The sequence below is a fragment of the Mucilaginibacter phenanthrenivorans genome (assembly GCF_024721155.1).
Lineage (GTDB): Bacteria > Bacteroidota > Bacteroidia > Sphingobacteriales > Sphingobacteriaceae > Mucilaginibacter > Mucilaginibacter phenanthrenivorans.
Genome location: NZ_JAHVAP010000016.1, coordinates 1 through 24978, shown reverse-complemented (window position 1 = coordinate 24978; position 24978 = coordinate 1). Strand labels below are relative to the sequence as shown.

Sequence of the window (24978 nt, the reverse complement as noted above, 5' to 3'; positions counted from 1 at the left end):
TTCTTTATCACTTTGCTTGTTGCTTTATCCAAATGTAACGAATAAACTATAAATGTATTACTGAAAATAGCGGCGGACACATTTTTAGAAGTCGAGGTCAAATTATTATCTTTATGAATCGATGCTTAAAAAGACTTTATCACTTATCATCCTTATTGCGTTTGCAGTTTTAAACTGTTTCGCCCAAACCAAAGACTCAACATATGTGTCCAGGAAAGATACTATAGCAATTAGACCTTATTTTGATGACAGGCGTTTTATAGACTCGGCAATATATTCATGGAACATGAATCATTTGGGAGAAAAACCAAAGGATAATCAAAGTTTTGGAAAAGCAATTGAGTTTTCGGTTGACACAGGACGTATAGCTTTTTTTTCAAATCTATTTTATAGAGAGAGGGAAGTATTGCTGCCGTCAGCAAACTATAAAACATTTTACCGTTTTGTTTGGCTTTCAGCTCTTCGCCCACGTCATTATATAATTACGATATTTGATAAAAACGATAAGTTTTATATTCAAACAAAAGATTTACATTCGAAAACTATAGAAATAACACCCCTTTCAAAACGAAAAATTAAACAATTTGAAAGGCTTTTAAATAAAAACCACTTTTGGCAAATTAAGCCTTCTGGAAGTAATTTTGGTATGGACGGTTCTGACTGGTTAATAGAAGCTCAAAAAGGAAACAGATATCATTTTGCTTTTAAATGGGCTCCAGATAAAGAATCACCGATACGTATTATAGGAGAATGGTTGATTAAACACACCGCCATTAAACCCGATGTCCGGCAAGGCCAAATTTTTTAGTGATTACCTTTTACACCCTGCTTTCACCTCCAAAAAACCTTTAACCTTTTGCCTTTTGGCTTTCACCTCCTTTTACTACCTTTGCCTACTATTTTAGAAAAAATGAGCAAAGCAATAATCAAAACCGAAAAAGGCGACATGACCGTCGAGTTTTATGATAAGGACGCACCTAACACGGTAGCAAACTTTCTTGGATTGGCAAAGTCAGGCTTTTATAACAATGTAACGTTTCACAGGGTGATCCCTAATTTCGTGATCCAGGGTGGCGATCCAACCGGCACAGGTGCTGGTGGTTCAGGAACAAGAATAGATTGCGAATTAACCGGCGACAATCAATACCACGACCGTGGTGTATTATCAATGGCTCATGCAGGCCGTAATACCGGCAGCTCACAGTTTTTTATCTGCCACAGCCGCGATAACACCGCTCACCTTGACCGTAACCATACCGTATTCGGTAAGGTGGTTGAAAATGTTGAAGTTGTTGATGCAATTCGCCAGGGCGATAAAATTTTAGGAATAGACGTTATTGAAGAATAGTTGGAGAGGTTGTAAAGGTTGTAGTTGTTGTAGTGGTTAAGCCCTTGCAATTTTTACAACCTTTACAACCTTTACAACCCTTACAACATACATAAATGAATTTACAGGGAATTGTAGCCGTATCGGGCAAGCCGGGATTATGGAGAGCATTGGCTCAAAATAAAACAGGTTATATTTTAGAGAGTCTTGATGCGCAGAAAGCCAAGCTGATAGCAAATTTGTCTACAGCTAAGCTTGCATCGCTTCACGAGATAACCATTTTTGGTTTGGATGATGATATCAAGCTTGTTGATGTTTTTGAGAGGATGAAAACCACATCCGGAATTCCGGATGCAAAGGCAGATGGCAAAAAGCTCCGTGAATATTTCAGGGAAGTTGCGCCGGATCATGACGAAGAGAAGGTTTATGCTTCGGATATGAAAAAGATCATCAACTGGTACCAGATCTTGAAGGATTTTCCTTTGTTTAATGAAGAGGATCCGGGTGCCGCACCTGTAGCTGAAGAAGCTCCGGTAGTTGTTGAAGAGGAACCTGCAAAACCTGCTAAGGCAGCTGCAAAAACTGAAGAAGCAGTACCTGCAAAACCAAAGGCTAAAAAGCCCGCTGCTAAGAAAGCATAAAGATTATTTGTAGAGACGCAATATTTTGTGTCTTTGAAATGAAAAAGCCGGAGAATATTCTTCGGCTTTTTCATTTCAAATTATTTTAGTTCCAATTGATTCACCCATTTGTTGGGCTTGCCCTCATAATAATCAATTATCCGATCTTCAATATGTGTCGGTTCCCATACGGCAGCTCTTTCCAGACCAAGACATTTATCTTTTGTGGTTGGCGAAATGACTCCCGTATTAGGATCGTAAAGGCTGAAGGTTCCCGGGTATAATTGGTCTTCGATAAACTTTAACGGTAATACCCGTAATTTGGATTCCAAATCAAGTTGACCTATTTTTCTCCAGCGGTCTTTAGTTATAGCATATTTATAAACAGCGGCGATAAAGAGAATGTCTTTGTTTTGAATTTCCTTAATGTCGCTTATTCTGGTATTTGAATAGATATCGTAAAATGCGTAATTGGCTTTTTCCAGTATTCTTCCATAAGCGTATTTTCCATTCGATAAAATAATCTCAAAAAATGCACCTACTTTTCTAATAGCCATTATTTAAGATTTTATCAGTCACAATTCAACTGCTTGCAATCCTCTTCCTCAATCTCCGGCTCAAAGGTTGCGTGGTTGATGCTCATGTGTTCCAGGCGGTGGCGCAGATCCTTTTTGATATTGTTAAAGGTTGGGAGCAATTCCGGTTTGATAACCAAATGGGCGGTGAGTGCATTTTCTGTAGTGCTTAATGCCCAAACGTGCATGTGGTGCACATCAATAACGCCTTTGCATTTCATTAGTTCTATCTTAATCTTCTCCAAATCCATTTCCTTGGGAACGCCATCCATTTCAAGGCGCAGGCTGTCTTTTAACAAGCTCCATGTTCCCCTTAAAATAACCACAGCTATAATTAATGATACCACGCTGTCTATCCAGTACAATTTGGTGAAATAGATGATCACACCGGATATAACCACGCCGAATGATACAATAGCGTCGATGGCCATGTGCAGGTAAGCGCCTTTAACGTTCAGGTCGGTATCCTTGTCTTTTACAAAAAGCCATGCAGTAAAGGCATTTATGCCGATACCAATAAACGCAACCCATGCCATGGTGCCGCCGGCAATAACTTCCGGATTCATGAAGCGCATAATGGCCTCGTAGATGATAAAACCTATTGCAACAAATAATATCAACGCATTAAAGAACGATACGATGATGGTTGATCGTTTATATCCGTAAGTATATTGACTATTGGAATTTACCTTGGTGAGCTTAAATGCAAGCAAGGCTAATGCCAAACTGGCAACATCGCTTAGGTTATGCCCGGCATCGGTAAGCAACGACAGGGAATGTGTATACAAGCCTGCAACTACTTCGATAACTACGAAAGCTGAATTTAAAATGATACCCCAGATAAAGGCGGCATTAAGATGATCAAGCTTCGGGGCATGATCATGGTGGTGATGGTGTGAATGATCGTGACCTGACATGCGGCAAAAGTAAGAAAAAGTCCGGAAGTCCGGAAGTCGGAAAGTCTGAAAGAAATTAAATGAAACCCTGTTTAAATAATCGAAATTATCTGAATATCAAATACAAAATACCAGCCATCAAAGCATATTTAACCACATAGTATAAATTGTAATTATAAGCCTTTATGCGCTTGCCCAGCAAACGGATGGAGTATACATACCTGAATGCCTTATTGATGTTCCCGGTTTTGTCCTCGCCCATATTTGGGGATACAGCAGCCGCCATAATAAACCAGCCGAAGAACTTGTTCCAGCCACGGGCAAACATGGTTTTTACCGGGCGCTGCACATCGCAAAACAAAATGATACGGTCTATGTCGGTTTTGTTTTCGGCGTAATGGATGTAAGTTTCGTCGAAGATCACATCCTCGCCATCCTTCCAGGCATAGCTCTGGCCGTCAACCACTATATGACATTGATCAGAATTAGGTGTTATTAAGCCCAGGTGATAGCGTAATGAACCTGCATAAGGGTCGCGGTGCATTAGCAGTTCACTGCCGCCAGGTAATACGGCAAACATGGCTGCTTTTATTTCAGGGATGCCCTGGATTAGTTCAATAGTTTTTGGACAATATTTTTTTGCTGACGGATGAAAATCATCATACCATTTTAAATAAAAACGCTTCCATCCCCTGCGGAAAAAGGAGTTGAAGCCCATGTCATTGTATTTGTCCGACCCTTTTATCAGTTCTTCACGCTCCAATTCTAAAGCTTCATCGCGGATGGTTTGCCAGTTATCCCGTAAAAGACTAAGCTGCGGAAAGTTGGATTGCTTGATATACGGTTGGTTTTCTACGCCTGAAAAAGCATACATCGGCATATTTATGGGCGCCATAAAGGTTGAATGGTCCGTTAACTGCCTGAAAAACTTGAACCGAACCTTGCCACGGTAGTGAACAATTATGGTGGATATTATTAAAATGTAGAATAATATGAATTTAACCGATATAAGTTCTGCTACTACCTGATGCATGTGCTGGCCCATTTTCATCAAAAATAGGCCAATACGCTACACAGAGGGCATATTTGTTTTAATTATAATATATTTTGACAGTGTGCTGACTATATCGGTGAATAAGTCAGGCTATTGTCAGGGATGATGGTAGGGTTCCCCCTTAATTATGGTATAGGCGCGGTATAATTGCTCAATAAAAAACAAGCGTACCATTTGATGAGAAAAGGTCATTGCGGATAACGACAGTTTATCATTTGCCCGTGCATAAACAGAGGCGTCGAAACCATATGGTCCGCCAACTACGAAAACAAGGCTGCTAACTGCGCTGATGGCTTTTTTGTCAATATAGGCGGCAAATTGCTGGGAGCTAAACTCCATGCCTTTTTCGTCAAGCAGGATCACATGGTCTGTGGGCGTGATCTTTTTGAGGATAAGTTCGGCTTCCTTTACTTTTTGTTGTTCCTGGCTTAAGGCTTTGGTGTTTTTTAGCTCATCAATTTCAATAATAATAAGCTTGGTGTAGTGCTTTAAACGCTTTACGTACTTTTCAATTCCATCCTTTAAATAAGCATCTTCGGTTTTGCCGACTGTGAGGAAGGTGATTTTCATTTTGGTTATAATGGTTGTAAAAGTTGTAGTTGTTGTAAGAGTTAAAGGAGCAAAGTTAGGGATTGTTGAATTGTTATAAAGCTAAAAGATTGAAATGTTGTAATATTGCCGAAGTTAACGGAAAGATATAGGGGGTCAAACCTTTACAACTTTTACAACCCTTACAACCTCTACAACTAAATGAGTATACTAACCGACTACCAGCGACGAGCCAACTCAACCCAGCAGGAAATAGATAAATATGAAAAACTGATCAATAAATATTCGCTGTTGCGCCTGGTGATTTTTGCCCTGGTAGTGGTAGCTATTTATTTGTCAGTAAAAACCATTGGCATCGGTTTGTTAATTGTCCTTTTTGTAATCCTGATGCTGGGGTTTACGTGGCTGGTATCAAAACAGAGCTTTTTTATAGGGCGAAGGGATTATTTTAAGGCCTTAAAAAAGGTAACCGAAAACGAGATTGGCAGCATAACTAACCGATCAAATATTTATGACAATGGCAGCGGGTTCGCCGATGACAAGCATGGTTACACTGCAGATCTGGATATTTTTGGAAAGGCCACTTTATTCCAAATGATCAACCGCGCGGCAACTGGTTTGGGTAAAAGCTTGCTGGCGGAATGGCTTTCAGCTCCTGCACAGAAGGATGTTGTTTTAAACCGGCAGGCATCATTAAAGGAACTGGGTACAAAAAATAGCTGGAAGCTGGATTTCCAGGCAAAGCTGCTTTTTGCAAACGGCACAAATGCCAGCCAGCTAAACAATCTTTTTACTTATTTGCGGAGGCCGCTTGAATTGCCAGGCGAAAAAGCGCTATCAGCCTATATTAAGATAGCCCCATACTTACTGTTAGCTGCAATTGTAGCCGCTGTTTTCTATCCGATTGTTTCTCTCGCGGCGATAGCCATAGCAATTGTTAATTTTGGTATTCTTACTGCAAAGGGTAGCTATATCCTAAAATCAGCTGCTATAGCCGACAAGATCGGGCAAACGCTGGGTAACTATACAATAGTATTCCAGGCTATCGAAAAAGAGGAGTGGAGTTCGCCCGGCTGCGGCAAAATGGCGCAACACCTGAAAACCGAAGGGACTGCTCAAAAGATTGAACAATTATCGCGGCTGATCAATAAGCTTGGCTATAGTTCAATTATGATAGTGGGATTTATCCTGAATGTATTTTCTCTTTGGGCGCTTAAACAGATTATCGCCATTGAAAACTGGAAGCGGAACAATCAGCAAAGCCTTGAAACGGCGTTTGACGTAATAGCCGAATTTGAAGCTTTAAACAGCATCGCCTCACTTCACATCAATTACCCCGAATGGAGCTTTCCGCAAATAGTTGATGGTGAAAATTATACCCTAACTGCTAAGGGCCTGGCACATCCGCTGATCAATATAAAAAACCGCGTAGCGAATGATTATGAGCTGAATAATACCTATAAAATTGATATCATCACAGGGTCGAACATGGCTGGTAAAAGTACATTTTTACGAACCATAGGTATTAACAGTGTGCTGGCCTTATGTGGGGCGCCGGTTTGTGCGGATGAAATGCAGGTATCGGTTATCACCATAAAAACCTACATGCGCATTAAGGATTCGCTAAACGAAAGTACTTCAACCTTTAAAGCTGAACTCGACCGCCTGCAAATGCTGCTGACCGCCGTGGAGAATGAGCCTAAAGTTTTCTTTTTGATAGATGAAATGCTGCGAGGAACAAATTCAGTTGATAAATACCTCGGTTCAAAAGCCGTGATCGAGCAACTGATAAAGAAGAAGGGCGTAGGCATAGTCGCCACCCACGACCTCCAAATTGCGGAACTTGAAAAAGATCACCCGGATTACGTGCGTAATTACTATTTCGACATCCAGGTAAAGGATGGCGAAATGCTGTTTGATTACAAAATAAAGCACGGCGAATGTAAAACATTCAACGCATCGTTATTGCTGAAGCAAATAGGGATTGATGTAGGGGCGTAGGGAGTCAAGAGTCACGAGTTAAGACAAAGAAAGCAGATAGCTTTCAATCACCGCAAATTTATTTTTGCCTGCTTCATCATAACTATCATCGGTTTGCATGTGCCTTGCCCATCCCAAAGGTGTTCCATTGTAAATTTTGTCGGGAGCATCCGGTTTGGCGCCGGCTTCAAGTAATATTTTTACGGCATCAAGCGAACCCGAATAAACAGCCTGGTGTAATGGTGTAGCATGGCTATGAAAACCACTGTTGTGTTCGGAATAACCATTAGGATCGGCACCCATTTTCAATAGCAGTTTTATAATATCAGACTTACCATAGAATGCTGCCGCCGTTAGCGAGGTTAGCTTTTCACCAGCGCTTGCAACTATGCCTAAACGATTAATGTCGTCCATACGTTCCAGACAAACCGCAGCCGGCAGGGTAAGTTTATCGCCACGGTTTATTAAATGCTGAGCCGCATCAATATTGCCATGTGCAAATGCCCCCATGGTGCCTGCAGGGGCTGCTCCTGCATCTATCAGCAAATCCATCATTGCTATTTGTACGCCACATTCGCGCGGGATGCGCCCGGTGACTACTAATCCCAGGGTATAGTTAATTTGTCTAAGATAGGTATCGGGGGCTTCGCGCTTTACCGCCTGTACAAGCAGGCTGGTTATCTCCACAATATTGGGAGGAAGTTTTTCTATGCGGATAGGATTATCGGCAACAAACCAAAGCAGGTACGGGTCTTTAAAATAACCGGGTTCTGTAGTTTGTAACCTTTCCTTAACCAATCGGGGATATTTGGTAATGATAGTTTCAAGCTCATTAATATCACCGGCATCAATCGCCTCAACGGCTTGCAGGAATTGCGGATCGGTGATGTCGGTGTTTTTCATTGTTTGATTTATCAAATATAAAAAGAAATCTTTATCAGTTTCCGATACCGTTAATGCATTAAAAAAGCCTCTGCAATTTGGCAGAGGCTCCTATATATTTATTGTAGAATTAAGGGCAAATTATCTGCCGCCACCGGCCGGAGCGCCGCCACCACCCTGGTCGCCTTGTTTTAAGTCATCGTTATTAACGCCTTTTTTAGACTGAGTTGGGTTGCTAAAGCTTAACTTACCAAAAGTGTAGCTAAAAGTGATACCAAACGAGCGGAATGGCATCTGGAAGCTGCTGGATTGTTTAAATCCCGGGCTTTCCAGCTTTGAGTTGAAACTCTTGTATTCGCTGAAAGGCTGAATGGCATTTAGACCCAGTGCAAGTCTCTTTTCCATGAATTGTTTTTTAGCGCCTATACCAAATATACTGAATGTTGGGGTTGTACCTTGAATAGTATGTTTTGAAGAACTGCCGAAAGTGAATACTTCTGCAACATAATCATTCGGCAAGGTTAAGCTAGCACGTGCGAAGCCACTATACTGGATATAAGTGCCATTTTGAGTTTGATCAAGATGGAACACCCCAGAAGGGTCCGGTTTATAAGTGTAGGCATTAATACTCATTATAATAGTTAAGGCTTTAAATGGATTAATGGTTCCGAAAACGCTGCCGCCAATTGAGTTATTGCTACCGATATTTTGGTAAGTAGTTAATGTACCGCCCTGTGCTATACCGTCAACCACTACTGATATTGGTTTGGCAATGTTTTCAATGAGGTTGTTGGTATGTTTGTAATAACCTGAAAGGTTTAATATTGATGTACCGATAAAAGCGTTGTAATCCAGTTCAACGGTCTGTGAAACTTCCGGGTTTAATGTTGGATTACCCTGGGTTTGGCTTTGAATATTAACCTGGTTTACAAACGGATTTAGGAACTGTAAGCTTGGGCGGGTTATACGTTTGCTGTAAGCTAGCTTAATAGTTTGCTTGGCATTAAGTGCCTTTTGAATAGTTAAGCTTGGTACAAATGTATTATAGCTCTGGTTGAATGTAGAGAGGTCTTGTGAGGCATTAATTGGTTCGCCTTTAATATCTGTGTTCTCGTCTCTTACACCCGCTAAAACAGACCATTTCTTTGGCAGCGTGATAGTAAACACGGTGTAGCCTGCAAATACGTTTTGATTGTACTTGTAAACGTTTGACAGCAAGGGATCAAATGTAAAATCGCCGGAATTATTGGTGTCGTCATAATAGTTTGACGTACTGTTTATTCTCCTGAAAATGCTTTTACCACCAGCTTCCAGTTTTAAAGTTTTGCTGATAGGCAGGGTATAATCCGCCTGAATGGTGTATTCATTGTTTTTACCGTTCAGGTTATTTTGAATATCATTAAAAACAGCCGTATAAGTGTTGGTAAAGTTGGTTGTCCCGCTGCCATGGCTCCATTGGGTAGACAGGTCAAGTTCTTCGCCTTCCAATTTATACTTATGGGTATAATCAAAGTTCCAGTCAAAGTTACTGAACTCATTATGCTGCATCAGGTGGTTCTCATAAGGAGTTACAGACTGAATCGACGTATTGCCATTTGTGTTGAAATTAAAGTCCAATAGCTTGAACGATGAACTGATGCTGTTAAACGCATTGAACTCATAGCCGGCAGTCACAGAACTGTTAGTAGCATGTCGGGTAACCCGGCTGGTACCATTGCTGGTGGTATGCGTATGAATGGTATCAAGATCGATCTGCTGATCGAAGCTGGTAATCGAATTTTGTGGCCATGTTAAATTACCGCCTATGTTGGCCGAAAAATTAAAACGGTTTTTGTTGTAGTTAAGGTTGAAGTTACCATTGTTTTGTCTTGTACCAACAGCAGCGCTCACCGATCCGCTCACACCCGAAACATTTTTCGATTTAGTGATTATATTGATGATACCTGCCGAACCTTCCGCATCATATTTTGCCGACGGTGAAGTAATAACTTCGATGCTTTTAATTTGCGAAGCGGGGATAGCTTTCAACACATCAGAGAGACTGGTTGAAGTCGCGCCGGACGGTTTGCCATTGATCAGCACACGCACGTTGGCATCACCGCGTACCGATACGTTACCGTTAATATCTACGGTAACCAGCGGTACTTTTCCTAATAAATCTGTTGCGTTGCCACCGGCGGCCGTTATGTCTTTTTCAGCATTATAAACAATCTTATCAATCCTGTTTTCAATTAAAGCGCTTTGACCCGTAACCGTAACTTCTTTAAGCGTATGCGCTCCCGGAGACACAGATAACACACCTAAATTTTTATCGGGTTTTCCGGCAGTGGTTACTACAGGGTCAATAATTTTGTCAGGATAACCGATAAAGGTGATCACTAATTTGTAGCTGCCTGGCTTAACGTTGTCAAGTCTGAAATTTCCTTTTTCGTCGGTAATTACACCGGTAATAGGGGACTTACCATTACTGTGGTACAGACCTACAGAAGCATAATCCATTGGTTTTTTTGAAATCGAGTCGATCAGATTACCGGAAATCTTTCCGACAATTGACGAGCCGCCACCGCCTACACCCAGTTGGGCATGAGCGGTGAAAAAAGAGCATAATATTACTATAATTATGTAAAAACGTTTCATTTTTTGATGATTTTTGTAATTGGAGGCGAAAATAGTTCAAATGTTACAAGCTATAGCTGATTATTTTACAACGGGCTATAACTGTAACAAATTAGTTGCAAAGCGATGTGTGTGATTTACACAAAGTGTAGAGGCGCAATGCTTTGCGCCTCTTGAATAACATTGTAATGCTGAATTTATTTCAGCATGATGATCGAGTTTTACAGCACAATATTCACAATTCTTCCCTTCACAACAATTACCTTCCTTGGGGTTTTATTGTCAAGGTATTTTTGAACATCGGCACTGGCTAAAACTATGGCTTCAATATCCGCAGGCTCCAGGCTTAACGGCATATTGAGGTTCAGTTTTGTTTTGCCGTTTATCGAAATTGGGTAAGCAAAGTCGTCCTCCACCAAATACGCCGGGTTAAATTTAGGGAACGCTGTGTATGATAGTGTTCCCGCTTCGTTGCCCAGCAATGTCCATAGTTCCTCGCAGATGTGTGGGGCATAGGGTGAAAGGATCACAACCAAATCTTGCAACACTGCCTTATTGTTTGACTTCAGATCTGTAAGTTCGTTTACCGCTATCATAAAGCTAGACACAGAGGTATTAAACGAAAATCGCTCTACATCTTCCTCAACCTTACGGATGATTTTGTGCAATGATTTCAGCTCAGCTTTTGACGGCCCATTGGTTGATACGCTGAATTCCCAGGCATCATTATGGAATAACCTCCAGAATTTACGCAGGAATTTAAATACACCCTCAATACCGTTGGTGTTCCATGGCTTGCTTTGTTCAAGCGGACCTAAAAACATCTCGTACATCCGCAAGGTATCAGCACCGTAACGCTCAATCAAATCATCGGGATTAACCACGTTGAATTTTGATTTCGACATTTTTTCAACTTCAACACCGCAGATGTATTTGCCGTTTTCGAGGATGAACTCTGCATCGGCATATTCAGGGCGCCACTCTTTGAATTTATTGATGTTAAGTACTTCGTTGTCAACAATATTAACATCCACATGTAACGGTGATGTTTTGTATTGCTTAATTAACCCATGCGATATCAGGGTGTTTGTTGCTCTGCCTTCTTCATCAATCAAGCGATACACAAAGTTACTGCGCCCCTGGATCATCCCCTGGTTAATCAGCTTTTTAAATGGCTCTTCCTCAACAACAAGATCAAGATCCTTCATAAACTTATTCCAGAAACGGCTATACAACAAGTGGCCCGTCGCATGTTCGCTACCACCTATGTAAAGGTCGACATCCTTCCAGTATTCAATGGCTTCCTTCGAAGCAAATTCTGCATCGTTATGGGCATCCATATACCGGTACCAGTACCAGCTGCTGCCTGCCCAGCCGGGCATGGTGCTTAATTCATATTCAAAGCCATTGTAGTTCCAGTCCTTTGCTCTAGCCAATGGCGGTTCACCATCTTCAGTTGGCAAATATTTATCCACTTCCGGCAATACCAAAGGCAGGTCCTTTTCTTCAATTAAATAAGGGAGCTCATCCTTAAAATAAACGGGTACAGGCTCGCCCCAATACCGCTGGCGGCCAAATATGGCGTCGCGCATCCTGAAGTTTACCTTCGCCTTGCCTGCGCCAATGTCTTCCAGTTTGGCAATTACGGCAGTAGTAGCTTCCTTATAAGTTAAGCCATTTATAAACCCAGAGTTTATATAACGTCCTTCCTTGGTTGGGTCGGCTTCAGTCTCAATTTTTTGTATGTCGATGATCGGGATTATCGGCAAATTATAATGCTTTGCAAACAGGTAATCACGTTGATCGCCCGATGGTACAGCCATCACAGCGCCGGTTCCGTATCCTGCCAAAACATAATCCGCAATCCAGATCTGCACCTTCTCGCCATTAATAGGGTTCAATGCAAAACTTCCGGTAAAAGCACCCGAAACGGTCTTGGCGTCAGCCATCCTTTCCAGTTCCGATTTCTTTTTTGCTTGCGCGATGTAGGCTTCAATATCATCTTTTTGTTCCGGCGTAGTTAATGAAGTCACCAGCTCATGCTCGGGTGCTAATACTAAAAATGTAGTACCAAAGATCGTGTCAGCCCTTGTAGTAAATACCTCTATGTAGTGATTAGTGTTTAGAGACTGGAGATTAGTTTCTTTCTCAAGTTGAAATCTGACAAGCGCACCCACGCTTTTACCAATCCAGTTCCTTTGCATTTCCTTCAAAGGTTCCGGCCAGTCAATGGTGTCAAGGCCTTTTAACAGGCGATCGGCATAGGCGGTAATGCGCATGCTCCACTGCATCATTTTCTTTTGCTCAACAGGGTATCCGCCGCGCTCGCTAAAGCCGTCCTTTACCTCGTCGTTTGCCAATACGGTACCCAACGCGGCACACCAGTTTACGGTGCTTTCGCGCAGGTAGGTAAGGCGGTATTTTAAAAGTTCAGCCTGCTGATCCTGATTGCTCATCGCCTTCCATTCTTCAGCACTAAAGCTTAAGATCTCGTCATCACATACGGCGTTTATTCCAATCGATCCGTTTTGCTCAAAATGTTTAACCAGCTTGTCAATACTTTCCGCTTTATCAGCATCTTTATTGTACCAGCTATTAAACAGCTGCATAAAGATCCACTGCGTCCATTTATAATAATCGGGCGAACTGGTGCGCACTTCGCGGCTCCAGTCGAACGAAAAACCTATTTGGTCCAGCTGGCGGCGGTAGGTGGCAATATTAGCTTCAGTTGTTATGGCTGGGTGCTGACCTGTTTGAATGGCATATTGCTCGGCCGGAAGACCAAAACTATCGTAACCCATAGGGTGCAGCACGTTAAAGCCCTTCAGCCTTTTATAGCGTGAAAAAATATCAGAAGCGATATAGCCTAGCGGATGGCCAACATGCAGCCCGGCACCTGAAGGGTAGGGGAACATATCCAGTACATAATACTTGGGTTTGGTGGTTTTATCCTCAGCCTTGAAGGTCTGGTTATCAGCCCAAAACTTTTGCCACTTTTTTTCTATATCCTTAAATTGATAGTCCATTTTATTATTTACGCGTATGAGGCTGCGAAATTAAGAAAATTAGTTGTAAGGGCTGTAAAGGTAATGCGAAGTTGTAAAAAGCGGTGTCAATTTAGGTGGTGGTGAAATTATTATCGGCCTAAAAATATTTTTTTCAAATATGCGGGTCGTGTCAAGTAAGTGTATTTAACTCTAAGAGGAATTTTTGGCGATGTTGCTCAATTATAAAGTATTAGTTATCTGGTAGTTAAAAGTTATAATTATTAAGTATTGAATAACTTTTTTTACAAATAATTTATAATTGTCGTTCTCAAATGTGTAGGTTTAATTCGATAAATTATTCAAACCAAATCTCAAACCAATATGAAACCAAACCTACGCAGCGCGCTGCCATTACTAATGGCTGTGGCATTATTTTATTCGGCGTGTAAAAAAACGGAAAATGCACCGGCTAAGACCCAAACCACTGCTGACGAAGCAAGTGTAGCTATTGCCACAAATCTTGTTCAATCATTATCAGGGGCATACGGCGGCGCAAGCATTAAGGATGGCGTTGCAGCCAACACAGTTCTTACATCTGCGGCACCAAAGCTTAAAACACAAAGCGCAATAGGTTGCGGCTTTTATATAGACAACAGCCTTGATGTTAAATTTAACCAGGGTGATACGCTTAAATCAGAAACAATTGGAAGCGTTAATTATACCTTCTTTTGCAGCAATAACAAAACCACAGGTTACAATCTTGCAGATTCAATAGCTACAGCCGGAAAGGGACCTGGTTATGCGTTCGTTTTCTTAGTTACTCAGAATTATAAGGTACGCGGCTTAAACAGTAATAACTCAAATTTTTCGTTAGACGGAACTTTGAAATCATGGGCTGATTTTAGCTATACCAACAAGCCAAAGAGCTCAACTTTTGTACATAATATATATACCTTCAAGGGCCTGTATATCCATGCTGATGACAATTACGATATAACCGACGGTACTGCAACTTTTGAATCAAAAGGGCTAAGCACCAAGGGTATTGCATGGGATTACAGCGGTACCATTGTTTACCTGGGTAACCACAAGGCTAAAATGACCTTCTTAAGCAAGGTATACCTTATCGACCTTCTTACAGGTGCAGTAACCCCAGCTTAATACAGTTTTTAAATAGTTATATGGAGCTTCCTGCGGTATTACCGCGGGGAGCTTTTTTGTTGGCCGTTCGTCCAAAAAATGAGCTACTTAGATATGTAACTTTTACTGCCGAAAATTGAACTTTATTCCGATCTTTACGTATAAGGGGCACAAACAATACCCAATTAAATTTTATCACAAAAAATCCTTATCCATGAAATTAAAAACTTTACTCTCCATTGCAATTGTTGCGGGCATGGCGGTTATTTATACAGCCTGTAAAAAGTCCGACACCTCTTCCGCCAATGCACTTACGCCCGCCCAGGTAAGCAGCCAGGTTGCGCTTGATCTTGCACAAAATTTATTCGGCGGCTATGGCGGCGTTAATGTAGGCCAGGGTTTAGACGCACCGGGCGGCCTTGCAGTGAAGCAAAGCCACGGTAAACTGTTGCACGATTTAAGCAATCCCTTTTGCGGACTGGTTATAGATACTACAGTAAATGAAACCAGTGATCCGGGCAGCGATACCACAGCTTCGGTGTCGGGGCATTTATATTTCGCATTCAGTTGTACAAATGACATGGTAACCGGTTACACCACTAAGGATAATCTTACTATTTCGTTGTCGACAGCATCGTTCTCGCTGGTGTCAAAAATAAACGAGGATCTGTCGTTGTTGGCTATTAACCCGGCAGACAACAATTCGAAATTAATACTAAAAGGTACATTGGGGTCGGCAGGCACTTACAGCTATAAAACCGGAACAAAGAAAAGCGGTACACGTGCTTTTAGTTACGTCCTGTCATCATTGGTGCTCGATCCAAACCAGGACGACATTGTAGCTGGCTCAGCAAGCTTTACTACAACCGGAACCGGAACAACCGGAAGCTGGAGCTATATTGGTACCATTACCTTTTTAGGCGGCCATAAAGTTTCTATAACCATCAACGGCAAAACGTACAACGTTAACCTGCTTACGGGCGTTGTAGGATAAGGAAATATAAAATATTGAAAAGCTCTCCGGGATTTTCCCGGAGAGCTTTTTTGTTGAAACATAATGACTGCGGCGTAAAACTTCCCGGTATTATTATAACACGCTGAATATTCGTATAATTGACTGATGAAGAAACTTTTTCTCAACCTGAATTTCCAGGTAATTGTTGCCATTTTGCTGGGCGTTGTTGTAGGCCTTTGCTTTAAATCCTTTGGTCCAACGGCGCAGACGATCAGCAAAATGTTTATCAGCCTGATCACAATGCTGATAGCGCCGATCATATTTTTTACCATTGTATTGGGTATTGCCGGGATGAGCGATATGAAAAAGGTGGGCAGGGTGGGTGGCAAGGCTTTATTATATTTTGAGATAGTTTCAACCTTTGCTTTGGTAATCGGTGTGATAGTGGCCAATGTAGTGCGGCCTGGCGATGGCTTTGTAAATCATACTGTAGCCGACGCTGCAAAACTGGCAACGTATCAAAAGGCGGCCGCGGAAATGCATTGGGTTGATTTTATAACCCATATCATCCCCTCAAACGTATTTGATGCCTTTGCCAAAGGCGATATTTTGCAGATCCTCTTCTTCGCAATATTATTTGGCTTCGGATTAAGTAAGATGGGAGAAACCGGTGAAACGGTCATCAACCTGTTTGATAAGCTTTCGAAGGTGTTTTTTAATATCATGCGTACGGTTATGCGTTTAGCGCCAATCGGCGCATTTAGCGGCATGGCCTACACCATCAGCACCTATGGGGTAAAAACGCTGGCGCCTTTGGGCCTCTTGATGGCATCGGTGTATATCACCATGTTCCTTTTCATTTTTGTGGTGCTTAACATTATTTGCCGCATTTATAAGTTCAGCCTCTGGGAGTATTTAAAGTTTATAAAAGATGAGATCCTGCTTGTGCTGGGGACATCATCCTCCGAAACCGCCTTACCCGGCATGATCGATAAAATGGAGAAGTTCGGCTGCTCAAAATCTGTTGTTGGGCTGGTGATCCCTACCGGGTATTCCTTTAATCTCGACGGTACAACCATATACCTTTCTATGGCAGTTATATTCCTGGGGCAGGTTTTTCATGTTCCGCTCACGCTGGAGCAGCAGGTAATGCTTATCGGGATATTGATGATCACCTCAAAGGGAGCCGCAGCAGTAACGGGTGGTGGTTTTATTATCCTTACATCAACCTTGGCCGCTATAAAAATTATCCCTGTTGAAGGGGTGGCGATATTATTTGGGGTGGATAGGTTTATGTCAGAAGCACGGGCTATCACCAATATGATTGGGAACGGGGTTGCTACCATTGTAATAGCGAAGAGTGAAGGAGAGTTTAACGCAGCGGTGAATGCCGCTGCGTTGAAAGGGGATGGTTGAAAAAAGCATATTTTGTCATTCTGAGCGAGAGCGAAGAATCTTCTGCGTGCGATATAAACGCGGGTATGTATAGGGGCGACTTGTCTATCGTATAAGATTCTTCACTATGTTCAGAATGTTTTTTTATCAGGATGAATATTTACAGATTACACGGCGTCTTTAATTTCTTTGTATAATCCGGGTTAAGCGGCTCGTTGGTTTGGGCCAGGCGTTGTGCGCCTACGTTTGCCGGGCAGGCAATGCCATTGGGGGCATCGTATACAAGATTGGGTTTGCTGCTGATCAATTCCTGCGGCACATAGATCTGTACGGTTGTTTTTGAATAGCTATGCGGGTAAAACCTGATATAATATCCATCCGGATGCAGCGACCAGATGCCTGATGGAACTTCAGGATCAGGCTGTGGCGCTAAACCTGCAATCATGGCATATTTCTCCATTTCTTCGTAGGATGAATTCCCTGATGCTGCCAGTTGCCTGATATTGTTTTCAGCCTCGAAAACGCTTTGCGCGGCAGGTGGAAGCTGGTTTTTAGCTTTGTCCATGACGCTGGCAGGCAATACGCCCAAAGCGCCGCCCTCCAGCATTAGCAGCTCTTGCGGAGATAATAGGCTGGTGGCGGTAAGTTTTATATCATTGCCAAAATCGGCAAACCGGGTACGGGCGATGATAGCCCATAGTAAGATCTGGATACTGTGCTTGTTTACATCGGGATGGGTTTCGGCATGTTTTAATATCAATATTACAACATCACGTTTCGGCCCAAGCACAGGTGCAAGCATATAACCGTCCCCGCTGCTTGGTCCACGGGTGCCGGCATGCAGGCAATAGCTTTTGTTGGTCATTTCATAAAAACCGGCACAAAGCTTAAAGCCTCCGTTGGGTGCTTTGGGCAACAGGTACAGTGGCTGCGCCTCCTGCCCCTCCATAAACGATGGTGGTTTTGAGCCCGTTTTGTTTACATCTTTAAAACTGGTGGTTATAGCCTGGGGCTGTTTCAGAATTTTGTTTAAGCTGCCACCCGAAGCCATTTCGGTTCCTTTGTCTAATAGTTTTTTACCGAAGCCGCCCAATTGCGCATGGGTAGCTGTAGTGCAAAATAAAAAGGCTATAAGCCATACAATGGTTTTATTGCTATTTTTCATAAGTATTAGGTATGTAGTGTGCTGCTAAAATAAAAAAAGGATATAAATATCATGTTCGATGTTGAAAAACTTTGGTTTTTACTGCCGCTTCGGTACTTTAATCTCCATGTAAAAAAGTTCCCCTTTAAGTAATTACGGGGTTTGACATTCGCGCAAAAACTTTAGCTTTGCCCTACAAATAAAAAAATCCAATGAGTGTACTCGTAAATAAAGATTCCAAAGTTATAGTTCAGGGTTTTACAGGTAAAGAAGGCAGTTTCCACGCTTCGCAGATGATTGAGTACGGAACGCAGGTTGTTGGTGGTGTAACCCCGGGTAAAGGCGGTCAGCAGCATTTAGACAGGCCGGTTTTTAACACCGTTGCCGATGCAGTTGCAGAAACTGGTGCTAACGTATCTATCATATTTGTACCTCCTGCATTTGCAGCTGATTCAATTATGGAAGCAGCCGAAGCAGGTATAAAAGTTATTGTTTGTATCACCGAAGGTATCCCTACAAAGGATATGATTATGGTGAAGGAATATATTAAGGGACGCGACACACGTTTGATCGGCCCTAACTGTCCAGGTATCATCACTGCCGACGAGGCTAAGATCGGGATCATGCCGGGCTTTATCTTTAAGAAGGGACATGTTGGTGTAGTTTCAAAATCAGGTACCTTAACTTACGAGGCGGTTGACCAGGTTGTTAAGGCGGGTTTAGGTATCACTACAGCTATCGGTATCGGCGGCGACCCGATCATCGGTACAACAACCAAGGAAGCGGTGGAGCTTTTAATGAACGATCCTGAAACACATGGCATCATCATGATAGGTGAGATTGGCGGCGGCATGGAAGCCGAAGCAGCTCAGTGGATCAAGGCAAACGGTACCAAACCGGTTGTTGGCTTTATTGCAGGCCAAACAGCGCCTCCGGGACGCCGTATGGGCCACGCAGGTGCAATTGTTGGTGGCGCCGACGATACAGCAGCAGCAAAGATGAAAATTATGCGTGAGTGCGGAATCAGGGTTGTAGAATCACCGGCTGAGATTGGTGCTGCGCTTGCAGAAGAATTAGCGAAGTAGAGGCCCCCTAACCCCCTAAAGGGGGAACAGAAAATGAAACTAAGATCCTGGTCAATTGATCGGGATTTTTTGTTGCCGGCCTCTTCAATATGTCATTGCGTAGCAATTCTTTTTGAACCGTGATTCACTTGATTGGTAGATTCCCATGATCCAGTCCGCCGAAAAAAATCAGGAAATCCTTAAATCAAGTGAACCATGGTTCAGACAATTGCCGGTTGCTTCGGCGTTCCTCCTTGCAATGGCAATGGTTTGTTATGTTCTTGTTTAACGATTTTTCACCATGTCAACCCACTGTCAATTCCCTCTCCCAAACAAAATAACCGCCCAATTTGTCGTATATTTATATAAGAAGTTGGGAAAGCCCGGGAGTCAGTAAAGACCGAAAGAAAGATGTTTTAAAAGATTCACTAAGTCTCCATTCATCATTAATTCCCAATCACTAATTCAACAAATCGCTAATTCACTAATTAAATACAATGGAATACAATAAATTAACACCCGAAGAAGAATATATCATATTACATAAAGGAACAGAACGCCCCTTTACCGGCGCTTTGCTTGATAATAAGGCAGAAGGCCTATATGTGTGCAAAAGATGCGATACACCGCTTTATACATCCGAAACAAAATTTGAATCACATTGCGGCTGGCCAAGTTTTGACGATGAGATCCCGGGCGCGGTAAAACGCGTGCCAGATGCCGATGGTCGCCGTGTGGAAATAGTTTGTGCCAACTGCGGCGCTCATTTGGGCCACGTTTTCGAAGGCGAATACCTTACTCCGAAAAATACGCGCCATTGTGTAAATTCGGTGTCGATGAAATTTGTTCCAAAGGCAGACTAATCAGTTCAAAAAAAAGTTTTTTAGCGGGTGTTGAAATAGTTTTTAACACCCGATTTTAACAGCTTTTATGCACCCAAAAACGTCCAATGTTAATGTTAAGTTATCTTTTGTGTATAACTTATAGCGGGTGTTAAAAACTTAGATTATCATCATAAAACAGCATACCCTATATTTGATTATAAGTTCATTCAACGCTATGTGTTATTGCTGATGTCCTAGTCGGTAATGACAAAAGAAAACCACGCAAAAACGTGGTTTGATATACTAAGGTTAAAATAGTTTGGCAGGGACTGGTGAGGTTGATATTTAAGTAGTTAGAAGTGGTAAACACCATTTATCACACAGCAAAAACTAACGCTATGGTATTGTTGTCGGCTAACGCCAACGCATTAAAATGTTTTGAAGAGATAGCCCGAGGGCTAATAAAAAATAAAAGGAGCGCATGGAACAGGAAACAGAATTATTGCTAAGAGAGAACAAGGACCGCTTTGTTATTCTCCCTATCAAGTATCCCGCAATTTGGGAAATGTACAAGAAGTGTGAGGCCAGTTTCTGGACCGCCGAGGAGATAGATCTTAGTGATGATATGAAACACTGGGAAAACATGAACGATGGCGAGCGTTTCTTTGTATCGCACGTGCTGGCGTTCTTCGCGGCAAGTGATGGCATAGTTAACGAGAATCTGGCCGTTAACTTCATGAGCGAAGTGCAATTGCCTGAGGCACGCTGTTTTTATGGCTTCCAGATAATGATGGAAAACATCCATTCAGAAACTTATGCACTGCTGATAGATACTTATATAAAGGATCCGGCTGAAAAGGACCGTCTGTTCCATGCTATTGATACCATACCATGTGTGGGTAAAAAGGCAGAGTGGGCATTAAGGTGGATAAACAACGGGACATTTGCCGAGCGTTTGATAGCTTTTGCAGCTGTTGAAGGTATTTTCTTCTCCGGAAGCTTCTGCTCAATATTTTGGTTAAAGAAACGTGGTTTAATGCCGGGCTTAACATTCAGCAACGAGTTGATTTCGCGTGATGAAGGTATGCATTGCGAATTTGCCTGCCTGCTTTACAAAATGCTGGAAAACAAGCTTTCGAAGGAAGCGGCAACCGCGATCATCACCGATGCGGTTGAAATAGAAAAGGAATTTATTACCGATGCGCTGCCGGTTAACCTGATTGGTATGAATGCCAAAATGATGAGCCAGTACATTGAATTTGTGGCCGACAGGTGGCTTGGCGAATTGGGTTACGATAAAGTTTACGGTGCATCAAATCCGTTCGACTTTATGGAAATGATCTCACTGCAAGGGAAAACCAACTTCTTCGAAAAAAGGGTAGGAGATTACCAAAAAAGCGGCGTGTTAAATTCGCAGGAAAGCAAGGCGTTTTCGTTAGACGAGGATTTTTAGTTAGTTAAAAAGAGACTGGAAATCAGAAATTAGTTAGAAATATCAAGGGTTAAATATTAAAATAATAGTTCTGCCGGTGGCAGGGAGTAAAAAGGGGGTCAAACATGTTTGTAATAAAAAGAGACGGAAAAAAAGAATCGGTAAAATTTGACAAGATTACAGCACGCATTGAAAAGTTGTGTTACGGGTTTCAATTGGTTGACCCGATTGATGTGGCAAAGAAGGTTATTGAAGGTTTATTTGATGGCGTAACAACATCTGAGTTGGATAACCTGGCTGCAGAAACAGCAGCTTCATTAACCACCAAGCATCCTGACTATGCTTTGCTGGCTTCGCGGATTGCAGTATCAAACCTGCATAAAAATACCATCAAGTCGTTTTCAGAAACTATGCGCTTATTGCATAACTATGTTGACCCTAAAACAGGTAAGGATGCCTCTTTACTTGCCGACGATGTTTGGGAAGTAATTGAAAAAAATGCCGAGCTTTTAGACAGCAGCATTATTTATGACCGTGACTTCGGCTTTGATTACTTCGGTTTCAAAACCCTTGAAAAATCATACCTGTTAAAGCTTGATGGCAAAATTGCCGAGCGCCCGCAGCATTTATTTATGCGTGTATCCGTAGGAATCCACAAAGAAGATGTGGAAAGCGCTATCAAAACTTACCACCTGATGAGCGAGCGCTGGTTCACTCATGCAACCCCGACCTTATTTAACGCCGGTACACCGAAACCACAAATGTCGTCATGTTTCTTGTTGACCATGCAGGATGACAGTATCGACGGAATTTACGATACATTAAAACAAACTGCCAAGATCTCACAAAGTGCTGGTGGTATAGGCTTGAGTATCCACAATGTAAGGGCTACAGGCTCATACATCAGCGGTACAAACGGTACCAGCAACGGTATTATCCCAATGCTGCGTGTATTTAATGATACAGCCCGTTATGTTGACCAGGGTGGCGGCAAGCGTAAAGGTGCTTTCGCTATCTACCTTGAGCCGTGGCATGCTGATATATTTGAATTCCTTGACCTGCGTAAAAACCATGGTAAGGAAGAAATGCGCGCCCGCGATTTGTTCTATGCACTTTGGGTATCTGACCTGTTTATGCAGCGTGTAGAAGCTAATGAGGATTGGAGCTTATTCTGTCCGCACGAAGCACCTGGACTAGCTGATTGCTGGGGTAAGGATTTCGAAAAACTATACAAGAAATACGAAAAGGAAGGCCGCGCCCGCAAGGTGGTGAAGGCACAGGAACTTTGGTTCGCTGTACTTGATGCCCAGGTAGAAACCGGTACCCCTTACCTGTTATACAAGGATGCTGCCAACGGAAAATCGAACCAGCAGAATTTGGGTACTATAAAAAGCTCAAACCTTTGTACCGAAATTATTGAATATACATCTAAAGACGAAGTAGCTGTTTGTAACCTTGCTTCATTGGCATTGCCACGCTTTGTTAGAGATGGCATGTTTGATCATGATAAATTATACGAAGTAACCTACCAGGCTACTTTAAACCTTAACAAGATCATCGACGGTAACTACTACCCGATTAAAGAAGCAGAGTATTCAAACTTACGTCATCGTCCAATCGGGTTAGGTGTGCAAGGTTTAGCGGATGCGTTCATTATGCTGCGTTTACCATTCGAAAGTGAAGGCGCTAAGAAATTGAACAAAGAGATCTTTGAAACTATCTACTTTGCTTCAATGACTGCTTCGAAGGACCTTGCAATTAAAGATGGTGCCTATGAAACATTCAAGGGCTCTCCATTGTCACAAGGCAAGTTCCAGTTCGATCTTTGGGATGTAAAACCTGAAAGCGGCCGTTGGGATTGGGAAAACCTGCGTTTAGATGTAATGAACCATGGTGTACGTAACTCGTTATTGGTTGCGCCAATGCCAACCGCTTCTACATCACAGATCCTTGGTAACAACGAATGCTTTGAACCATATACCTCAAACATTTATACCCGCAGGGTATTGAGCGGCGAGTTTGTGATCGTTAACAAACACTTACTGCGCGACCTTGTAAACCTTGGTTTATGGACCGGCAGCATGAAGGATAAGATCATCACTGCAAACGGATCGATCCAGGATATCGCAGAGATCCCTGCTGAGATCAAGGAACTTTACAAAACTGTTTGGGAAATAAAGATGCGTACCATTATTGATATGGCTGCCGATCGTGGCGCTTATATCTGCCAGTCGCAATCGTTGAACCTGTTCATCAACTCGCCAAATGCGTCAAAACTTACTTCAATGCACTTTTACGCATGGAAGAAGGGCCTTAAAACAGGTATGTACTACCTGCGTACACAGGCAGCATCGCAAGCGGTTAAATTTACAGTTGAAAACCAGGGTGGCAAAAACATGGACGCTGTAATCCCGGAAGTGGTTGCAGAAATTGCCAACGACGTGCCTGCAGGTCCATCATGCTCGATGGAAGAAGGTTGCGTTACCTGTTCAGCATAATACTATTGGAGCGCAGCACTTGCGTTCCCGGATTTGAGTCTTTTTGAGACGATAAATTATAATTACAAAGCAGAGACGCGATTTATTGCGTCTCTGCTTATTTTAGGCCTGTTATGAATACCAAGCACGAAATCATCCCCTGCGACCGCTGCGGCGACCGCATTGAATGTAAGGCAAACTCCTACACCAAGTGCCAGTGCAGTATTGTGCAGCTTAATTTAAATGAGGTGCAATACATTGCCGAGAACTACGAGGGTTGTATGTGTGCAAAATGTTTGCTGGAGTTGCAGCAGGAGTATAGGGGGATGTTGGTGACGGATGTAAGGTAAACACCGCAAAAGGTTTTTTTCATTTTGGTAAGATAGGAATTACCAAAAACAGAAGCCTGTGCATTCCGTAAGGTAATTAAAACCAAAGTATTATCTTTACCTGACCTAAATGAACAAATATGTTAACGCCAATTATGAGAAATGCTTTTACCAAAACCTGCGCTGCTGTAGTAGTGATATTTGCTGTACTGATGATGTTCGGTACTTTCAGTGGCTGCAAATCTGCAGATGACCCGAACGTAGCCCCTGCGCCCGCTATCAGCGGCACATTTTCAATTACCAAAGTAGAAACAACACCAGATAGCGGAAAAACATGGACACCTAAAGCCGTCGACTGCCTTGCGTCCGGCGTGTTTACCTTTAATAACCCTAACATAATGGTTTATAAAAAGTCAACTTGCCAGGGTGATGGTGATTTTACCGGTACCTGGATGTTCTATCCTACATCAAAAGAACTTACGATCAATATGGCCAATGGCGACAATTGGTGGGATGGGATAGTAAAGGACGCAACAGGCACCAGTTTTGTGCTTGATGAATCAGCTATTCTTAACGCCAAGTTTAACGACCGGGTTACCTTCACTAAAAAATAAGAGACCTCTCCTGAAAAACTTACGAAGTTTTCGAAACTTCGATTTCTATGATCTATGCAAGTAATTTATGATAATTATTTTCGTATGCTCGATTTTGATTAACGCAGGCAAAAACACG

21 protein-coding genes are annotated in these 24978 nt (G+C 42.4%); 13 read left to right on the top strand and 8 right to left on the bottom strand.

Features of this window, described 5'->3' with window-relative positions; all coding sequences use genetic code 11:
* The first annotated feature begins 121 nt into the window (after positions 1 to 121).
* The 3 genes from KXD93_RS27380 to KXD93_RS27370 all read left to right on the top strand — a co-directional run bounded on the left by KXD93_RS27380 (position 122) and on the right by KXD93_RS27370 (position 1968).
* A complete protein-coding gene (locus KXD93_RS27380) occupies positions 122 to 808 on the top strand; it encodes a hypothetical protein (RefSeq protein ID WP_258140732.1) in 687 nt (228 codons plus the stop codon).
* 102 nt (positions 809 to 910) lie between these two features.
* Complete coding sequence (locus KXD93_RS27375; RefSeq protein ID WP_258140731.1) at positions 911 to 1348, top strand: peptidylprolyl isomerase; 438 nt, start codon at positions 911 to 913, stop codon at positions 1346 to 1348.
* Between the two features lie 95 nt (positions 1349 to 1443).
* Positions 1444 to 1968 (top strand): DUF5606 family protein, encoded by a 525-nt coding sequence (locus KXD93_RS27370; RefSeq protein WP_258140730.1) that lies wholly within the window; start codon positions 1444 to 1446, stop codon positions 1966 to 1968.
* Positions 1969 to 2048: 80 nt separating this feature from the next.
* Here KXD93_RS27370 and KXD93_RS27365 read toward each other — a convergent pair whose 3' ends face one another.
* From KXD93_RS27365 to rlmH, 4 genes are all read right to left on the bottom strand, one after another.
* On the bottom strand, positions 2049 to 2504 hold the full coding sequence (locus KXD93_RS27365; protein WP_258140728.1) for an immunity 26/phosphotriesterase HocA family protein: 456 nt from the start codon (positions 2502 to 2504) through the stop codon (positions 2049 to 2051).
* Positions 2505 to 2518: 14 nt separating this feature from the next.
* A complete protein-coding gene (locus KXD93_RS27360; protein ID WP_258140726.1) occupies positions 2519 to 3439 on the bottom strand; it encodes a cation diffusion facilitator family transporter in 921 nt (306 codons plus the stop codon).
* An 85-nt stretch (positions 3440 to 3524) separates the two neighbouring features.
* Positions 3525 to 4451, bottom strand: coding sequence for an aspartyl/asparaginyl beta-hydroxylase domain-containing protein (locus tag KXD93_RS27355; protein ID WP_258140725.1), 927 nt, complete (start codon positions 4449 to 4451; stop codon positions 3525 to 3527).
* A gap of 117 nt (positions 4452 to 4568) precedes the next feature.
* Positions 4569 to 5042 (bottom strand): 23S rRNA (pseudouridine(1915)-N(3))-methyltransferase RlmH, encoded by a 474-nt coding sequence (gene rlmH / locus KXD93_RS27350; protein ID WP_258140724.1) that lies wholly within the window; start codon positions 5040 to 5042, stop codon positions 4569 to 4571.
* Positions 5043 to 5222: 180 nt separating this feature from the next.
* Between rlmH and KXD93_RS27345 the strand changes: the two genes are divergently transcribed.
* Positions 5223 to 7022, top strand: a complete 1800-nt coding sequence (locus tag KXD93_RS27345; protein WP_258140723.1) for a MutS-related protein — start codon at positions 5223 to 5225, stop codon at positions 7020 to 7022.
* Positions 7023 to 7040: 18 nt separating this feature from the next.
* On the opposite strand, the gene KXD93_RS27340 is transcribed toward KXD93_RS27345, so the two are convergent.
* The 3 genes from KXD93_RS27340 to leuS all read right to left on the bottom strand — a co-directional run bounded on the left by KXD93_RS27340 (position 7041) and on the right by leuS (position 13525).
* Complete coding sequence (locus tag KXD93_RS27340) at positions 7041 to 7904, bottom strand: ankyrin repeat domain-containing protein (RefSeq protein ID WP_258140722.1); 864 nt, start codon at positions 7902 to 7904, stop codon at positions 7041 to 7043.
* A 120-nt stretch (positions 7905 to 8024) separates the two neighbouring features.
* A complete protein-coding gene (locus tag KXD93_RS27335) occupies positions 8025 to 10520 on the bottom strand; it encodes a TonB-dependent receptor (protein WP_258140720.1) in 2496 nt (831 codons plus the stop codon).
* 200 nt (positions 10521 to 10720) lie between these two features.
* Positions 10721 to 13525, bottom strand: a complete 2805-nt coding sequence (leuS, locus tag KXD93_RS27330) for a leucine--tRNA ligase (RefSeq protein WP_258140719.1) — start codon at positions 13523 to 13525, stop codon at positions 10721 to 10723.
* Between the two features lie 342 nt (positions 13526 to 13867).
* Here leuS and KXD93_RS27325 point away from each other — a divergent pair, with 342 nt between their 5' ends.
* The 3 genes from KXD93_RS27325 (at position 13868) to dctA (ending at position 16997) form a co-directional block, all read left to right on the top strand.
* Positions 13868 to 14647 carry a hypothetical protein gene (locus KXD93_RS27325; RefSeq protein WP_258140718.1) on the top strand — a complete coding sequence of 260 codons (780 nt, stop codon included), beginning with the start codon at positions 13868 to 13870 and terminating at the stop codon, positions 14645 to 14647.
* Positions 14648 to 14840: 193 nt separating this feature from the next.
* On the top strand, positions 14841 to 15620 hold the full coding sequence (locus KXD93_RS27320) for a hypothetical protein (RefSeq protein WP_258140717.1): 780 nt from the start codon (positions 14841 to 14843) through the stop codon (positions 15618 to 15620).
* A 126-nt stretch (positions 15621 to 15746) separates the two neighbouring features.
* Positions 15747 to 16997: a C4-dicarboxylate transporter DctA gene (gene dctA / locus KXD93_RS27315; protein WP_258140716.1), complete on the top strand. Its 1251-nt coding sequence runs from the start codon at positions 15747 to 15749 to the stop codon at positions 16995 to 16997.
* A gap of 139 nt (positions 16998 to 17136) precedes the next feature.
* On the opposite strand, the gene KXD93_RS27310 is transcribed toward dctA, so the two are convergent.
* A complete protein-coding gene (locus KXD93_RS27310; protein WP_258140715.1) occupies positions 17137 to 18141 on the bottom strand; it encodes a hypothetical protein in 1005 nt (334 codons plus the stop codon).
* 191 nt (positions 18142 to 18332) lie between these two features.
* Between KXD93_RS27310 and sucD the strand changes: the two genes are divergently transcribed.
* The 6 genes from sucD (at position 18333) to KXD93_RS27280 (ending at position 24860) form a co-directional block, all read left to right on the top strand.
* The gene (sucD, locus tag KXD93_RS27305; protein WP_258140714.1) at positions 18333 to 19205 is read left to right on the top strand and encodes a succinate--CoA ligase subunit alpha; all 873 of its coding nucleotides are present in this window, start codon (positions 18333 to 18335) and stop codon (positions 19203 to 19205) included.
* A 476-nt stretch (positions 19206 to 19681) separates the two neighbouring features.
* Positions 19682 to 20047, top strand: a complete 366-nt coding sequence (locus KXD93_RS27300) for a methionine-R-sulfoxide reductase (RefSeq protein ID WP_258140713.1) — start codon at positions 19682 to 19684, stop codon at positions 20045 to 20047.
* A 442-nt stretch (positions 20048 to 20489) separates the two neighbouring features.
* Complete coding sequence (locus KXD93_RS27295) at positions 20490 to 21461, top strand: ribonucleoside-diphosphate reductase small subunit (RefSeq protein WP_258140712.1); 972 nt, start codon at positions 20490 to 20492, stop codon at positions 21459 to 21461.
* A 104-nt stretch (positions 21462 to 21565) separates the two neighbouring features.
* Complete coding sequence (locus tag KXD93_RS27290) at positions 21566 to 23938, top strand: ribonucleoside-diphosphate reductase subunit alpha (RefSeq protein ID WP_258140711.1); 2373 nt, start codon at positions 21566 to 21568, stop codon at positions 23936 to 23938.
* A gap of 113 nt (positions 23939 to 24051) precedes the next feature.
* Positions 24052 to 24267, top strand: a complete 216-nt coding sequence (locus KXD93_RS27285; RefSeq protein WP_258140710.1) for a cysteine-rich CWC family protein — start codon at positions 24052 to 24054, stop codon at positions 24265 to 24267.
* A gap of 119 nt (positions 24268 to 24386) precedes the next feature.
* Complete coding sequence (locus KXD93_RS27280; RefSeq protein WP_258140709.1) at positions 24387 to 24860, top strand: hypothetical protein; 474 nt, start codon at positions 24387 to 24389, stop codon at positions 24858 to 24860.
* The last annotated feature ends 118 nt before the right edge of the window (positions 24861 to 24978 follow it).

Excerpts from the sequence above, each read along its gene's own strand:
- KXD93_RS27320 (WP_258140717.1), top strand. The coding sequence starts at position 14,841 with ATGAAATTAAAAACTTTACTCTCCATTGCAATTGTTGCGGGCATGGCG.
- KXD93_RS27375 (WP_258140731.1), top strand. The coding sequence starts at position 911 with ATGAGCAAAGCAATAATCAAAACCGAAAAAGGCGACATGACCGTCGAG.
- KXD93_RS27285 (WP_258140710.1), top strand. The coding sequence starts at position 24,052 with ATGAATACCAAGCACGAAATCATCCCCTGCGACCGCTGCGGCGACCGC.
- dctA (WP_258140716.1), top strand. The coding sequence starts at position 15,747 with ATGAAGAAACTTTTTCTCAACCTGAATTTCCAGGTAATTGTTGCCATT.
- KXD93_RS27360 (WP_258140726.1), bottom strand. The coding sequence starts at position 3,439 with ATGTCAGGTCACGATCATTCACACCATCACCACCATGATCATGCCCCG.
- KXD93_RS27365 (WP_258140728.1), bottom strand. The coding sequence starts at position 2,504 with ATGGCTATTAGAAAAGTAGGTGCATTTTTTGAGATTATTTTATCGAAT.
- KXD93_RS27295 (WP_258140712.1), top strand. The coding sequence starts at position 20,490 with ATGGAACAGGAAACAGAATTATTGCTAAGAGAGAACAAGGACCGCTTT.
- leuS (WP_258140719.1), bottom strand. The coding sequence starts at position 13,525 with ATGGACTATCAATTTAAGGATATAGAAAAAAAGTGGCAAAAGTTTTGG.
- rlmH (WP_258140724.1), bottom strand. The coding sequence starts at position 5,042 with ATGAAAATCACCTTCCTCACAGTCGGCAAAACCGAAGATGCTTATTTA.
- KXD93_RS27355 (WP_258140725.1), bottom strand. The coding sequence starts at position 4,451 with ATGCATCAGGTAGTAGCAGAACTTATATCGGTTAAATTCATATTATTC.
- KXD93_RS27340 (WP_258140722.1), bottom strand. The coding sequence starts at position 7,904 with ATGAAAAACACCGACATCACCGATCCGCAATTCCTGCAAGCCGTTGAG.
- KXD93_RS27335 (WP_258140720.1), bottom strand. The coding sequence starts at position 10,520 with ATGAAACGTTTTTACATAATTATAGTAATATTATGCTCTTTTTTCACC.
- KXD93_RS27325 (WP_258140718.1), top strand. The coding sequence starts at position 13,868 with ATGAAACCAAACCTACGCAGCGCGCTGCCATTACTAATGGCTGTGGCA.
- KXD93_RS27280 (WP_258140709.1), top strand. The coding sequence starts at position 24,387 with ATGTTAACGCCAATTATGAGAAATGCTTTTACCAAAACCTGCGCTGCT.
- KXD93_RS27300 (WP_258140713.1), top strand. The coding sequence starts at position 19,682 with ATGGAATACAATAAATTAACACCCGAAGAAGAATATATCATATTACAT.
- KXD93_RS27370 (WP_258140730.1), top strand. The coding sequence starts at position 1,444 with ATGAATTTACAGGGAATTGTAGCCGTATCGGGCAAGCCGGGATTATGG.
- KXD93_RS27290 (WP_258140711.1), top strand. The coding sequence starts at position 21,566 with ATGTTTGTAATAAAAAGAGACGGAAAAAAAGAATCGGTAAAATTTGAC.
- sucD (WP_258140714.1), top strand. The coding sequence starts at position 18,333 with ATGAGTGTACTCGTAAATAAAGATTCCAAAGTTATAGTTCAGGGTTTT.
- KXD93_RS27380 (WP_258140732.1), top strand. The coding sequence starts at position 122 with ATGCTTAAAAAGACTTTATCACTTATCATCCTTATTGCGTTTGCAGTT.
- KXD93_RS27345 (WP_258140723.1), top strand. The coding sequence starts at position 5,223 with ATGAGTATACTAACCGACTACCAGCGACGAGCCAACTCAACCCAGCAG.
- KXD93_RS27310 (WP_258140715.1), bottom strand. The coding sequence starts at position 18,141 with ATGAAAAATAGCAATAAAACCATTGTATGGCTTATAGCCTTTTTATTT.